Source organism: Bifidobacterium sp. N5G01, from assembly GCF_002742425.1.
GTDB classification, from domain to species: Bacteria; Actinomycetota; Actinomycetes; order Actinomycetales; family Bifidobacteriaceae; genus Bifidobacterium; species Bifidobacterium hominis.
The window spans coordinates 165845-179424 of the sequence record NZ_NJNP01000002.1 but is presented as its reverse complement, the minus strand read 5'-3'; the positions used below and the strand labels follow the sequence as shown (position 1 = coordinate 179424).

Genomic DNA, 13580 nt, shown 5'->3' with positions numbered 1-13580 from the left:
CAATGGCATGATTGCCCGGCAACACAGTATCTGCCTGTATTATCGTTCCCAGAATTTGCATTATTTACCGAAATGGTGGAATACAGTGGTGAATGATATAGCATGCGACATGACCGTGACGCAAGCAGAAAGCGCGGCAACAGGCGGTTTGAACGTTTCTTGTGTATGCATGCCGATCACTGGATGGGGACGTTTGCCCAATGGTGCGGAAATGGTGCAATACGACGCTCCGATGTTCTTCTCATTCACCGAGCATTCGTTATTGAGCCAATATCCGAACATGCGTGCGGAATGCCATTGGCATATCGATTTCGAATTCACTTACATTATGCGCGGCCATATGTGGTATTTCGTGAATGGCGAAACAATCCGCCTCGATGAGGGGCAAGGCATATTCGTTAACTCGCGACAACTGCATTACGGTTTCACCAAAGACAATGCGGAATGTGAATTCTCATGCACATTGCTCAATCCCACGCGAATGGGCGCGCCCAATGCGGTATACGAACGATTCATAGCGCCGATTCTGGCGGATTCATTAATGCCATATATCGTGTTCGATACCGACAGCGAATATGGTAATGCGTTGGTTGACGGCATCAGACGAATCCATCGCGCGAAATTCGGCTGTTCGACATGCAACGAACATCCGGCGTTGTCTGGTCCGGTTTCTTCTGAATTCGTTTCATCCGAACCGGTTGACATGCTGTATAGAAAGCTGTGGTCCGATAGTGAATCGTTGACTGTACTGAGTTGTTTCTATGCCATGGTACGAGCATTGACGGCGTTTGCGGAGGAACGAGAAGGGGATGGTTCTCGTGTTGGTGGCGTTGATGAGGCGAAAATTGCCGCGCTGCGCAGCATGATTGATTATGTGCAACAGCATTATCATCAACGGGTTACGTTGGCGCAGATTGCTGCTGCGGGGTGTGTGGGACGCACGCAATGCGCGGTGTTGTTTCACGACATGGTTGGGCAGTCGCCAATTGAGTTTGTGAATGATGTGCGCGTTCGCGCTGGCGCTGAATTGCTGGCGACCACGCAATTGCCGGTTGCGGAGATTGCGGTGCGGGTGGGATTCTCACGTTCGTCGTTTTTTGCGCGAGTGTTTCAACGATATATGCATGTTACGCCATCGGCCTACCGCAGAAGCATGCGCAGATAAACGCGTTTTTGCGGTAGGCCGACGGGGTACGTGATCAGTGCAATGCTGAAGACATATGTGATCGCCTATGTTATTTGGCGAGTTGTGTGGTAGCGGGGGAGGCGAGTGTTGGCCTTGTGCGTCGGATGCGTCCGAAAGTGAGGCCAAGACAGATAAAAGTCACTCCGAACAGTGCTACCAAGCCAATGGATGATGCCCATAGGCCGATATTCACGCCGGTGGATGCTGCGGTGCCAATGCCGAACACCTGATCGATTGATGTGCAGAACCACCATCCGGGCAACAGCTTACCGATGGTGATCATGGGATCCGGCATCATGTCCACAGGAAATGACATGCCGGAGGTGAACATGACCAGCAGGGCGAACACGTTGACGAAGCCATTCGTCGCCATTTCGTTGAAGCCTGCCGATCCCAGTAGAAAGCCGCATGCGATCGCCATGAACGTGTAAGTCAGCAGCGACACGAACGACAGTCCGCCATTCATGACGGTGAGCCCGTCAAAGGAGACTCCAGCCAACACCATCAGCAGGAACGCTACCGCAGTGTAGGCCACGCATACCAGCAGACCGAACGCTCCGCATGTCAACATTTGCGGCGCTTCCAACGATACCGTGTGTGCGGACGACGAGTAGAGTCTGCGCCTGATCTCACTGTCGTTGAACGTGCTGACCACCAGGAACGTGCATATCGGCATGACCAGCAGCAACGGATACAGGCCGGTTTTGATCGTGCCCGCGAATGCCGACGCACCCGGTTTGGCTATGCTTTCATCTTCGGAAGGCGAAGACACCACAGCGATATGCGATTGTTTCGTATCGTCGTTGGCAATATCCAATACCGTTGTCATGGCTGTGCCGAGTTCGCGTTGCGATTGCGGCAGGCCAAGATAGGAGGTACGCGTCAAAGAAAGGAATTCGTTGACTTCCAGCTGGGCCAGGGATCCAGCGCCGGAAGCATAGCTGACCACGGTGTCAATGGTTGGCTGCACATCCGTGCCGCCGTCAGCGTACTGCAAATAGTGCTCGGCGAAACCGTTTGGCACAATCGCAATCAAATCAACATAATTCGATGCGACAGCCTGCTGCAATGATACGGAATCGTCGTCAATGCCGACCATCTCACCATCCAAGGCGAGATAGGAACGCAATGATTCCGCCACATGCTCAGCGTTGTTATCACGGTCGATCACTGCGATACGGGCTGCTTTCGGCTCATACGTCGACGATCCGGTAGCTGAGGAGCCTCGCATGATCTGCCAGCTGATGGAGAGCATCATCGTGCCGATCAGCACCAAGTAGATGATCACATATAATTTGCGTGCCTTGAGAATGCGCATCGCAGCTTTACAGGTGTTCATAACGCTGCCTCCTCAGCAGAACGGTCGCCACGGCAAGGCAGACCAGGCTCATTGCAGCCAGCACGCCCACCGTGGTGAGGAACGGCAGGAAACTGTCGTAATACAGAATGTCGTAGAACAGGTTCGTTACCTGCTGTGCCGGATTCAATGTGCTCAATATGGGCGCGTGCTGCGCTATCTGATCGCTCAGAGCCATGGCGAACGAACCATACAAACCGGAAAACAGTGAAAGGATGCAAGCCAGAGCCGTGCACAATCCCTGCTTGGCGCCTGCGGGAATACCCGGCAATGCGCCGATTAATGTGCCAAACGCGCTCGTGGCGAACGATGCCATCAAACATGCGCACAAACCTGCCCATTCACGGCCGCCAAGGGAGATCTGACAACCGAAACGGATGTACAGCATGTCCACGGTCAGACTTAGGAACGAGCAGATCCAGCTGGAAAGAAAACCGGCAAGTAACTGCTGCAATTTCGGCAGGGGAGCGACGGAACGTCGGATGCCAAGCGCCGAAAGATTCGCCTGCGCCATCGACACCGCGTTCACGGCGAGATTCATGGCCATCATCGCAACCATGCCAAGCAGCGCGTAATAGTAGCGTGCGGTGCTGCTCGGTTTGAAATTCGTCAACTGGATTTCTTTCGTGAACCCGCTTGACGATCCGATACTGCCGGTGAATGCGTCATCCAGCAAAGCCGACGGATTATGCTGCACGGCATTGACCACCACGTCGGTGTTGCGATTGTACAAGTCCACGATATTGCCCAATACCGTCAGGGAAATGTCCAAGCCGCTGCTTGATGCCATCGCATCCGTGACGGACGATTGCGTGGCCTGTGAAATGGCCAACTGCAGTTTCCCTTCGCCGTCGACGGATAGCGCGCCTTGCGCCTTCCCGTCGGAAAGCAGCTGATTCGCGGCCTGCACTGAGCTGGTTTTCGTGGCCGTGATGAGCTTTGGCATGGCACCATCACCACTATTGGCCTTTTCATGATCGCCGTCGGAGCCGGACGAAATGCCGTCAACCAACGTTTGCGCGCCAGAGGAGGCGCGCCAATCGTCATTGTCGACCACGACGACATCGATCGTGTGCAATTCGTAACTTTCTGCGATATTACCGAACATGCCGTTGAACATGGTCGCCAGAATGATGGGAAAAGCGAACAGCCAGAACAGTGACGACTTTTCCCTGAAATGAAGTTTCAGATTGACCAGCAGTGTCTGCAGCATAATGCCAAACCTTTCAGATCATGGTTTCCACTAGTCGCGCAACGCGGTGCCGGTCAGCTCGAGGAACACGTCGTTCAGCGTCGGCTGCCGAGAGGAAAGATGCCCGATATTCGTTCCGTTGGTTTTCAGCAGCGTCAGCACGTCAAGAAGATTGTGGTCGCCTCTGCGGCAACGCACCGTCAATTCGTGACCGTCATAATCGGCGCCGACCACACATGGCAGCGCTCTCAACTCTTCCAACGTCTTCCTTGTGCCGGACTCATCGTGAGCACCGCCCAAGTCATCGGTTTCCACACTGATACGTTCTCCGGTGTCGATCATCTTCTTCAACTCGTCGGCGGTGCCCAATGCCAGATGCCTGCCATGATCCATGATGAGAATGCGGTCGCAGATCTGTTCGACCTCCTCCATGTAGTGGCTCGTGTAAATCACCGTCGCGCCTTCGCGGTTAAGCCGCTGAATGCCTTCCAGAATCGCATTGCGGCTCTGCGGGTCGACGGCAACGGTCGGCTCGTCGAAGAAAATCAGATCCGGCTTATGCGCCACACCGCATGCGATGTTCAATCGACGAAGCAAACCTCCCGACAGTTTCGAAGGACGGAACTTGCGGTAATCGCGCAAGCCCACAAAATCCAGCGCATCCTCAACCAGCGCATGACGGCGTGCCCTGTCAGGCACATACAGCGAGCAGAAATAATCGATATTCTCCTCAACCGTCAACTCATTGAACACAGCCACATTCTGCGGCACAATGCCGATGCGGCGTTTCAGCGCATAACTAGTCGGGCCAATCGGTTCGTCAAACACACGTACCGTGCCCTCATCGAACGTCAACAATGCGAGAATGCAGTTAATCGCTGTGGTCTTGCCGGAACCGTTCGGTCCAAGCAAACCGAAAATCTCACCTTCACGCACGTCAAGGTCGAAATAGTCAAGCGCCAGCATATCCCCATACCGTTTGACCAGCTTCGACACCTTGACCGCGCTGCTGGAGCTCTCACCTGTTTGCCTTTCCGTACGCTCGCTCATCGGCTCTCCTTACCTCGCATGTTCCAACAGCGATAACCGCCGTTTACGATATGATTCCATTGTCTCCGACCAAACGGCGACGACATGGTGTCTGAGGTCATAAACCTGGCGCAACACAGCCATATGGAAGATGACAAATGTCACCTTCGTGGCAAGGATGGCCCGCAACGGCGGCAACGTACACTACGCTGGTAAGACATAACCACAAGAAGCGTCGACGATGGAGGAAGGCATGCGGCGATTATTGCTTCAAGCCATATTCCTCACGTTCGGGCTGATCGCAAACCTGTATATCGTCGGAGACGTATCGGCTGAACTGGTATGCGGCGCGTTGCTGGGCATATGCTGTGCCTCGGTAGGGGAATACGCGCGCTCGTCGGCATGGACCATCGCCATACTGTTGATGTTGGATTGCGGCGCATGCTTCACGCCATCATGGGGCGCGATGATGCCGGTCGCCGCATACAACGCGGCCATGCTGCCCGCCATATCGCAGAACGTCGAACAACCCCGTGCGGGACGGAACCATGCCGGCGTGCGTTCGCAATTGCTGAGCATGCCACAATACGATGCGATGCAAATCACGACGGTCATCGCACGATGGGCGTGGATCATTCCCGTAGTGGCGACCTTGGTCCGTTGCCGTAATGCAGGCGCGCATGCGGATGATATGGGAGCTGCACTCATCGCCGTACTGCTGGCATTGCATATAGTGTTGGGATTCATGGTTGGCCTGTTGTGCGCGCGCAATGTCACGCTCACCCGGCAGAACAAGCGGCTTCAGGATTCCAAACGTGACCAGATCCGCCGACTGCGCTCGCAATTGGCGGAAAGCGAGGAAGATCGCGCCGCATCGGTTCGTGTGGCCACGCTCGCGGAGCGTACACGCATAGCGCGCGAGATTCATGACAATGTCGGCCATATGCTTACCCGGGCCATCATGCAGTCCGAAGCGGCTCAAGTGGTGGCTCAGGTTTCTGGCCAGGAGCAGGCGGCTCAAGGGTTCGCGCAGATTCACGACACGGTGGGCGAGGCGATGACGTTGGTGCGGGGCGCGGTGCATGATCTGAAAGACGAAGGCACGGATTTCGTGGCGCAGATTGAGGCGTCCGCGCATGGTTTGGACGATTCCAGTACAGTGAACGTCACCTTGAGCAACGGCATCGATGCGGCTCCGGCTGCGGTGTCACGCTGTTTCGCCACGACAATTCGCGAGGCGTTGAACAATACGATTCGCCATAGCATGGCGCGCAATGTCGATATCACCTTGCGTGATTTTCCTGCGTTATGGCAGCTGCGCATACAGGATGATGGCGCCCTGTGGAGCGATGGCTCCCAAGGAAACATCAACGGTATGATGGGGGAGGCTTCCGCTCGTTTTCGCCAGTTCCATGATGCCGCGCGTACGGCGACGATGCGTGATGCTTCAGGCATTGGATTGGCGGATATCGAGGAGCGTGCGCGGGCGCTCGGCGGTACCGCGGTGTGCGGCCCGTATCATGAGGGGTGGCGGGTGTTCATGTCCATTCCCAAAACGGACGATGATGCGGCAGCGTCCGCAACAACGAAGGAGAACGTATGATGCGAGTCGCAATCGTCGATGATGATCCAATCGTATGCTCGTCGCTGTCCACGATTCTCAAAGCGACAGGCACGGCCGATATTGCATGGACGGCCTATGATGGCGAAACCGCGGTAGGGCAGTATGAAGAAGATAATCCGGACGTGCTGCTGATTGACGTGCAAATGCCGGTTATGGACGGTCTTGCCGCGTCACGCAAGATCATCGACGCCCATCCGAATGCGAAAATCCTGATACTTACCACATTCGCGGACGAATCGTACATCGCTGAGGCGTTGGAAATCGGCACCAAAGGCTATTTGATCAAACAGGATGTCTCATCGGTAATTCCCGCAGTGCAGTCGGTGATGGCAGGGCAGGTCGTCATGGGGGCGCAGGTGTTGCGGAAACTGCATGTCAATAAAGCGAGTCAGACGCAGCGTCACGTTTCGCAAGCTGGCGATAACGGGGAAAATCGTTTTTCCGGTCGTTTCGCGAATCTCACTGAGCGTGAGCGGGACGTGATGCAACTGGTCGCCGAGGGGTACGATAATCGTGAGATCGCTGCGAAACTGTTTTTAAGCGAAGGCACGGTTCGCAATCGTATCAGTGATATTCTCGCGAAAACGAACATTACGAATCGTACGAAACTTGCGGTCGAATGGCTCGCATGCCAATAGGAAACGTCGATAAACGGCAAACTCATCAAAACGAACAGCGGTTTCAGTGCTTGCGTAGGCGATAGGCCTTCCACACGTCGCTGAGCTTCTGGCCGTTCGACGTGCGCTTCCATACGGTTAATCCCGCCGAACTGCCGCCGACGGCGCGTGCGGCCGCGGTTGGCGTGGAATATTCGTTGCCGTTATCCATGCGCAGCTTGCCTTCCGCGGTGACGGTTGCCACCCAACGTTCGCCCTTGCGAGGCCGATCCCACACCAGCGTCTCGCCGGGAATGAGCAGACCAGCGGCGAGCACCTGCGCGATGGACACACGTTTGGACGTCGGCGAGGTGGACGTGTTCTTAACGCTCAACGATTCCTCGCTGAGCGTGGACAGATCATTGCGTTCGGCATCATAGCGGATATTCCAATAGTCGGCGATCAGACGAACGGTCTCATCCTGTCGATACTGCAAGGTTTGAGGCGTGCAGTCCGCGATATCGGCCAGCTCCGCGGTGAGTGGGAACCGTTTTGAACTCGATGACAGCAGCATGCGGTCACGACGGTCCTCATAGGAGGCCAATTCTGCGATCTGCTTGTCGTTGGCCTGGCTGAGCGCAAGATTGCCGATGCGGTTGGTCCAATGGTCGCGCGTCGCCTCAGGCCATGCGGCGAACGATGAATCGGAAGCCACCTGCTCCGGCATGATCGGCAACGCGTTGAGGCTACGTGGACGGATGATACGATGTCCGGCTCGCTGCTCGTTGGCGCGTACCAGCAGCAGTTTCTTCATGGTGGGACTGGTCTGCAACTCGCCACGCAGGTGGGCGAGCGCGCTGCGGCGGTCTTCGTCGGTGATGAGCAGTCCTCGTATTTGTTGGATGGTGTGGTTTTTGTCGAGGTCGCGAATGGTGCTGGCTGAGCGTGTGCGGCGGCTGAGTGGGGTTTGTCTGTTGAGACTATCCACACCGGTTGCGCGTTCCAGGGCCGCGAGTACGTCGTGGAGTCGTTCGAGGTCGTGCAGCTGTGGTTCTTCGAGGTCTTTTTTCGAGGTGCGTGTGGCTGTTGGCGCGTGTGTGACTGGAGCGGAGAATATGCGTGTGTCGGGGTTGCCGAGGTTGCGTATGGAGTTGACGAGTGCCCACATGGCTACTGGTTTCCAGTCGGTGGTTTGGTAGTCGTTGAGGGATACGAGTTGGCCAATGATGTCATCTGGCAGGTTGGCATCGGTCGGATGGTCGATGATGCGCCAGGCGTTGGCGTAGGGGGCTAGCAGATCGTCGATGAAGGAGATGACGTTCTGTTTCTTGACGTACGGTTTGAGCACGTCTTTGCGGAATTCCTCAAGCAGTTGCGTGCAGACGGCTTTATGCGAGATGATGAGGTGGATATCGCTGAAGAACGCTTCGAGTGTTTGTGCGTCATCGCCGAGCGGGTCCATGATGTCGTCCCATCGGGAGGCGTAGGCGTTGCGTGCGGCTGGGGAGATTTCCGCGATGGTTCTTGCTTTGAATACGTCGGATGCGGTGAGGGGCACTCCGCGCATGTTCATGACGTCGAAGATGCGGTGTGCGCCGGCGAGGTCGTCGGTGGTTACGATGACGAGGGTGACTTCGTTGACGAGGTATGAGGCGAATGCGCGGCGGTCTTGGGTTGGCATTTTCGCGAGTTCGTCGAATACTTGTCTGGTGTTGATGGCGATGTTGCGTTGCGCGTGCGATTCGATGTCGTTGTCGCGCAGGTCGAACAGTCCTTCCAGATCGCCTTCCTGCACGTACATGCGGAAGAAATTGGTGTCGCGTTCGCGTAGTTTGAGGCGTGGCTCGGCTTTGATGCCGCGTAGTTTGTCTCCCGGTTCGACGATGAGGTCGTTGAGGCTTTCGATGAGTTCGGGGTCGTCTTCCAGTTCGCGTAGTACGGAAATGATGATGGAAAGTGAGATGAGGCGTTGTTGTCCGTCGATGACCTGGTATTTGGTTTGTCCATCATGGACGAGTATTAGCGATCCGAGGAAATACGGTGTGTCCGGATCGTGGCATGCGTCCTGCAGATCGGTGACCAGTTGCGCGATGTTTTCCGTTTGCCAGGTGTACGCGCGTTGGAATGATGGGATGACGAATCGGTAATCCGAAGTGAAAATCTTGCCTAATGGTTTTTCCGTTGCGTTGATTGACATGGCGTTCCCCCTCGTTGCGTTGCTCTGTGTTCAAGTGTACGAGTGTGTGATGTCATAGTCGTGGCGGCAGGTTGGCGCGTTCCACTAGGCGGGCCATTTGCACGCGGCCCATGTAGAGTTTGTCTGCGGCTGATGAAAGATGCGCTTTGACCGTGCGTTCGGAAATGAACATTCTTTCACTGATTTCTGCATTTGCGAATCCTTCGGCCGCGAGGATGACCGCTTCACGTTCGCGCTCCGGCAAAGCGTCGAGCATGGCGCGTGCTTCGTCACGTCGGGACTGAGTCTGTTGCTGGTGCAGGTGAACACAGCGCTGATGCGTCCGGAGGAATAATCCTCCAAAATCAAACGCATCATCTGGCAGATCATCGGATCATCATCAATCACGCCGACGGTGATCGGCTGCTCGTCATGGTTACGCTCGGTGCTCACCCAACCCATGGTAGTCGCACATCAAGGTGGAAGACGTTATGTTGGTCAAAACCATATTGGCATGCTCCACCAGCTCTCCGAACACGTTCCGCCAAACTGGGAAGTCCAGCCCCCTTCCTTGGATTTGCCGTATCGGGATGAGATTGCGATATCGTCGGATTGCTGACATGCACATGCACTCCTTGTGAAGGATTCGCATTGACCTGCAACGTCACCGGCGTTCCAAGCGCATGTCTACGCGCATTGCTTTGCCTGTCCGTCCTAAATGTTTTCCGATAAAATGGACGCTATTGATTCCTAATATTAAAACCAACTTGCTCTTTCGTCCCTAAATTCGGGCAAGTCACTATGCTCATAAGGATTATAATTATTCAAATTGCAACCAAACTCTTTCAATGATTTTATTTTATTATCCTTTGTCCATTCAACCAGGGAAATTCCATCAAATTCCTCTATGCTCCCATTGTTCATTTCATTTTTGAAATACCACTCCACAATCGTCTGATTTCCTTTGTGGAAAAATTGTTTGATTTCCCAAGCAACGACTTTGCCACGAGTATTCCATTCCTGAAACCAGTGCTTTACGATTTGACGGTTATTATATTTTGGACTCCAACTTTCAGTATAAATTACATCTTCTGCAAAAATATTATCAATACCTAAATCCTGTTTTGTAAGCCACATTTCAAACCATAAGTGAATAATTCTTTCTCTTTCATTCACAATCCGGCACCTCACTAACTTCCGATTTTTCGGTTTCGTTCTACATCAAAACTATGAACAATTCAACCATAGAAAGCGAGGTATCAAAACTTATGTATTACACCCAAGAACAGATAGACCGGGCGAACTAAGCTGACCTTGTTTTGTTCCTGCAATCACAGGGCGAGCAGCTTACCCGCGCCGGACAGGAATACCGCTGGACGCGGCACGACAGCCTGACCGTCCGGGGAAACAAATGGTATCGCCACAGCCAAAGCAAAGGCGGCGGCCCCGTTGATTTTGTCATGGAGTTTTCGGCAAGAGCTTCACCGAAGCCGTTGAACTGCTGACAGGAGAAAAAGGCGCAGCCCAACCGCCGGACATCAAGACCGTTTATCTCTGCCTTGACAGCGACGAAGCCGGAAACGACGCTTGTAGCCGCCTCGTGAAGCTCATGCCGGAGGGCTGCGCCGTCCACCGGCTTATCCCTCTTTTCAAGGATTGGAACGAGGTGTTGCAGCACCGGGCGGAAATCACAGACGGAAAGTTTTTGCGGGAAGCAGTCTACGGCTTGAAAGAGCCACCGCAGGAGGAAATCGTTGAGATTATCCGCATGAGCGAGATTGACACACAGACCGTCGAATGGCTATGGAAACCGTATATCCCCTTTGGGAAAATAACCATAGTACAGGGCAACCCCGGCGAGGGAAAGACCACATTTGCGCTGCGCCTTGCCGCTGCCTGCACCACTGGCGGGACGCTTCCGGGCATGAAGCCCATGCAGCCGTTTCAAGTGATTTATCAGACCGCCGAGGACGGTTTGGGCGATACCGTCAAGCCCCGCTTGATAGAAGCTGCCGCAGACCTTGACCGGGTGCTTGTGATTGATGAAGCAAAACGGGAGCTTACCCTGTCCGACGAGCGCATAGAGAAAGCAATCATACAGAACGGGGCGCGTCTGATTATCCTTGACCCCATACAAGCGTACATGGGCTAAAAAACCGACATGAACCGGGCAAACGAAGTGCGCCCCATGTTCCGCCGCCTTGCCGATGTTGCGGAGTGTGCCGGGTGCGCCGTTGTGCTTATTGGACACTTAAACAAATCAGCCGGAGGGCAGAGCGCATACCGGGGATTAGGTTCTATCGACTTTCGCGCCGCAGCAAGGAGCGTCTTGCTGATCGGGTGCGTGAAGCGTGAGCCGAATATCCGGGTAATCGTGCATGACAAATCTTCTCTTGCGCCGGAGGGCAAGCCGATGGCGTTCTGTCTTGACCCCGAAACGGTCTTTTCGTGGGTAGGCGAATATGACATCACCGCCGACGAGCTGCTGTCCGGCGCGGGCGGCAACAGCGCCACCAAAACCGAACAGGCTGAAAGGCTGATACTTGACCTGCTTGCAGACGGGAAAGAGCTTGCCAGCGAGGACATTGTAAAAGCCGCAGCCGAAGCCGGAATATCCGAGAGAACGGTGCAGAACGCCAAGCGCAACATGAGCGCGGTTTTAGGCGCAAGGCGCGTGGGCGGTTCAATGGTACAACTTCATCAAGAAGGAGTAGCCCCCCCGAACCCGCAAGCTGAAAGTGCAAAACGCAGACCCTTTGCACTTTGCACTTTCGCACTTTCACGATAATTTGCGTCAATAACTCAAAAAGCACTTGACAAAACGCTTCATGGTGAGCCCCTCCTGCGCCACACGATACGCGATCATGCTGATGGAATCATCTAACTGGCCCAACTGCTGAATATCGATCCACGTGTCGATCCGCATGCCCGCGGCGCGAACGTCACCAATCAACCGCAACAGCGAATCGCGGGTCAATTCGGCAGACTGCAACGCATCGCGCACCTGGGACCAGATGGTCGCCGCCGCTGCGGTCAATACGGAACGAAGCGTCATCTTGACATCCTGACGCCTGGCGAGCAGCGGAGTCAATGCCATAAGCACGATCAGCGAATCGAAGGGGAGCACCACCAGTAGGCATGCGGTCCAGAACACTGCCTGCGGGTGGCTATTGCGGGACAGAAGGATCAAGCCCGAAGAAATCGCAACGAGCGCGCATAGGATCATCCATAAATAAGGTGCGCTATCCTGCGCATACTGTTGGGACGCGAAAGATGCCTGCGCCAGACAGACGAAACTAGCGCACGCCATCATCGGTATGGTGCACCAGATTCTGGTGCGTACCGGTACGTCGACGGGGGAAGGTCCGAAAGTTTTCCAAAACGGTCAGGAACTCGACACCGCCAAAGTGACGCACAAGTTCGCCACCTGACATGGCATGTCCCAGTCTTTCGCGTCCGGCACACTCCTCGTGTCGAACGCGAAACCTATGCGGGCTCTGAAGAAAATACGAGATTAAGCCAATATTCATGAAATCGTCAGGAAAATGCCGTATCGTGATGCGCAATCGAGCAAAAAGGAGCGATTATGGCATTCGGTCAGCAGCCCCAGGGTAACAACGCCCAGAATAACGGCTTCAACAATCAATACCAGTACAACCAACAGTACAACCAGTACAATGCGCAGCCGCAATACGCCTACGCGCCCAACGGTACCGCCGCGGTCAACGTGCAGGCCACCTATTCCTACGAGCAGGCCGAACGCAGTTCCGTCAACAGCGCATACACGCACATGACCCTCGGTTTGATCGCCACCGCCGTGGTCGCCATCATCACCCAAATGAGCGGCGCATACCTGGCACTCATCCAAACCACGGGCATCATCGGCATCTTCGCCCCCGCCATCATTGAAATCGTGCTTGCCATCTACCTTGGCGCGCGCATCCATACAATGAAGGTCTCCACCGCATACGTCATGTTCTACGTGTATGCGGCGCTCATGGGCTTCACCCTCAGCACCATCTTCATGGCCTACGATCTTGGCACCATCGGCATTTCCCTCGCATTGTGCGCCGGCTTCTTCTTCGCGCTCACCATGTTCGGACGCACCACCAAGATCAACATGCTCAAGGCCGGCCCCATCCTTTTCGTCGGTCTCATCGTGCTCATCATCGCCGAAGTGATTCTCATGATCTTCGCCCCCGGCAACATCACCCTCATGATCGTCTCTGCCATCGGCCTTCTGCTTTTCGCTGGTATGACCGTCTACGACGCCCAAGCCACCCGCGCGATGCTTGAACAGTATTCCGCCCAAGGCCCCGAAATGGTCAAGAAGGTTTCCATCCTTTGCGCGCTGAATCTGTATTTGGATTTCGTGAACATGTTCATGTATATTCTCCAACTCCTTGGCAATCGCGACTGA

At 54.7% G+C, this 13580-nt stretch carries 12 protein-coding genes and 1 pseudogene; 6 read left to right on the top strand and 7 right to left on the bottom strand.

The genetic code is table 11. From position 1 onward, the window contains the following. The first annotated feature begins 109 nt into the window (after positions 1-109). Positions 110-1165: an AraC family transcriptional regulator gene (locus CE168_RS04410; protein WP_236824321.1), complete on the top strand. Its 1056-nt coding sequence runs from the start codon at positions 110-112 to the stop codon at positions 1163-1165. Between the two features lie 70 nt (positions 1166-1235). Here CE168_RS04410 and CE168_RS04405 read toward each other — a convergent pair whose 3' ends face one another. From CE168_RS04405 to CE168_RS04395, 3 genes are read right to left on the bottom strand one after another with little or no spacing between them, the layout of a single operon-like run. Further along, positions 1236-2525, bottom strand: a complete 1290-nt coding sequence (locus CE168_RS04405) for an ABC transporter permease (protein WP_099571281.1) — start codon at positions 2523-2525, stop codon at positions 1236-1238. Continuing rightward, positions 2512-3756: an ABC transporter permease gene (locus CE168_RS04400; protein ID WP_099571280.1), complete on the bottom strand. Its 1245-nt coding sequence runs from the start codon at positions 3754-3756 to the stop codon at positions 2512-2514. The genes CE168_RS04405 and CE168_RS04400 overlap by 14 nt, the downstream gene beginning before the upstream one ends. Before the next feature lie 30 nt (positions 3757-3786). Continuing rightward, positions 3787-4785, bottom strand: coding sequence for an ABC transporter ATP-binding protein (locus tag CE168_RS04395; RefSeq protein WP_099571279.1), 999 nt, complete (start codon positions 4783-4785; stop codon positions 3787-3789). A gap of 232 nt (positions 4786-5017) precedes the next feature. Between CE168_RS04395 and CE168_RS04390 the strand changes: the two genes are divergently transcribed. After that, positions 5018-6367: a sensor histidine kinase gene (locus tag CE168_RS04390; RefSeq protein WP_099571499.1), complete on the top strand. Its 1350-nt coding sequence runs from the start codon at positions 5018-5020 to the stop codon at positions 6365-6367. Further along, positions 6367-7026: a response regulator transcription factor gene (locus CE168_RS04385; RefSeq protein ID WP_099571498.1), complete on the top strand. Its 660-nt coding sequence runs from the start codon at positions 6367-6369 to the stop codon at positions 7024-7026. Before CE168_RS04390 ends, CE168_RS04385 begins: the two co-directional genes overlap by 1 nt. Positions 7027-7069: 43 nt before the next feature. On the opposite strand, the gene CE168_RS04380 is transcribed toward CE168_RS04385, so the two are convergent. The 3 genes and pseudogenes from CE168_RS04380 to CE168_RS04365 all read right to left on the bottom strand — a co-directional run bounded on the left by CE168_RS04380 (position 7070) and on the right by CE168_RS04365 (position 10336). After that, complete coding sequence (locus CE168_RS04380) at positions 7070-9181, bottom strand: GmrSD restriction endonuclease domain-containing protein (protein ID WP_099571278.1); 2112 nt, start codon at positions 9179-9181, stop codon at positions 7070-7072. A gap of 52 nt (positions 9182-9233) precedes the next feature. Then, positions 9234-9470 (bottom strand): annotated as a pseudogene (locus tag CE168_RS09330) (response regulator transcription factor); the annotation flags it as partial. Between the two features lie 446 nt (positions 9471-9916). Beyond that, positions 9917-10336 carry a nuclear transport factor 2 family protein gene (locus tag CE168_RS04365; protein WP_099571277.1) on the bottom strand — a complete coding sequence of 140 codons (420 nt, stop codon included), beginning with the start codon at positions 10334-10336 and terminating at the stop codon, positions 9917-9919. Between the two features lie 322 nt (positions 10337-10658). On the opposite strand from CE168_RS04365, the gene CE168_RS09325 reads away from it, so the two are divergent. Together CE168_RS09325 and CE168_RS09320 are read left to right on the top strand one after the other, a co-directional pair. Beyond that, the gene (locus CE168_RS09325; RefSeq protein ID WP_427277851.1) at positions 10659-11312 is read left to right on the top strand and encodes an AAA family ATPase; all 654 of its coding nucleotides are present in this window, start codon (positions 10659-10661) and stop codon (positions 11310-11312) included. 9 nt (positions 11313-11321) lie between these two features. Next, positions 11322-11948 carry a hypothetical protein gene (locus tag CE168_RS09320; RefSeq protein ID WP_236824319.1) on the top strand — a complete coding sequence of 209 codons (627 nt, stop codon included), beginning with the start codon at positions 11322-11324 and terminating at the stop codon, positions 11946-11948. Positions 11949-11954: 6 nt separating this feature from the next. Here CE168_RS09320 and CE168_RS04355 read toward each other — a convergent pair whose 3' ends face one another. Next, positions 11955-12470: a hypothetical protein gene (locus CE168_RS04355; protein ID WP_180753702.1), complete on the bottom strand. Its 516-nt coding sequence runs from the start codon at positions 12468-12470 to the stop codon at positions 11955-11957. A 276-nt stretch (positions 12471-12746) separates the two neighbouring features. Between CE168_RS04355 and CE168_RS04350 the strand changes: the two genes are divergently transcribed. After that, entirely contained in the window at positions 12747-13580 is an 834-nt protein-coding gene (locus CE168_RS04350) for a Bax inhibitor-1/YccA family protein (RefSeq protein ID WP_099571276.1), read from the top strand.

What these genes read in the sequence shown, in the direction of transcription:
- CE168_RS04385 (WP_099571498.1), top strand. Translation starts at nt 6,367, where the DNA reads ATGCGAGTCGCAATCGTCGATGATGATCCAATCGTATGCTCGTCGCTG.
- CE168_RS04380 (WP_099571278.1), bottom strand. Translation starts at nt 9,181, where the DNA reads ATGTCAATCAACGCAACGGAAAAACCATTAGGCAAGATTTTCACTTCG.
- CE168_RS04405 (WP_099571281.1), bottom strand. Translation starts at nt 2,525, where the DNA reads ATGAACACCTGTAAAGCTGCGATGCGCATTCTCAAGGCACGCAAATTA.
- CE168_RS04400 (WP_099571280.1), bottom strand. Translation starts at nt 3,756, where the DNA reads ATGCTGCAGACACTGCTGGTCAATCTGAAACTTCATTTCAGGGAAAAG.
- CE168_RS04390 (WP_099571499.1), top strand. Translation starts at nt 5,018, where the DNA reads ATGCGGCGATTATTGCTTCAAGCCATATTCCTCACGTTCGGGCTGATC.
- CE168_RS04355 (WP_180753702.1), bottom strand. Translation starts at nt 12,470, where the DNA reads ATGGCGTGCGCTAGTTTCGTCTGTCTGGCGCAGGCATCTTTCGCGTCC.
- CE168_RS04350 (WP_099571276.1), top strand. Translation starts at nt 12,747, where the DNA reads ATGGCATTCGGTCAGCAGCCCCAGGGTAACAACGCCCAGAATAACGGC.
- CE168_RS09320 (WP_236824319.1), top strand. Translation starts at nt 11,322, where the DNA reads ATGAACCGGGCAAACGAAGTGCGCCCCATGTTCCGCCGCCTTGCCGAT.
- CE168_RS04410 (WP_236824321.1), top strand. Translation starts at nt 110, where the DNA reads ATGACCGTGACGCAAGCAGAAAGCGCGGCAACAGGCGGTTTGAACGTT.
- CE168_RS04395 (WP_099571279.1), bottom strand. Translation starts at nt 4,785, where the DNA reads ATGAGCGAGCGTACGGAAAGGCAAACAGGTGAGAGCTCCAGCAGCGCG.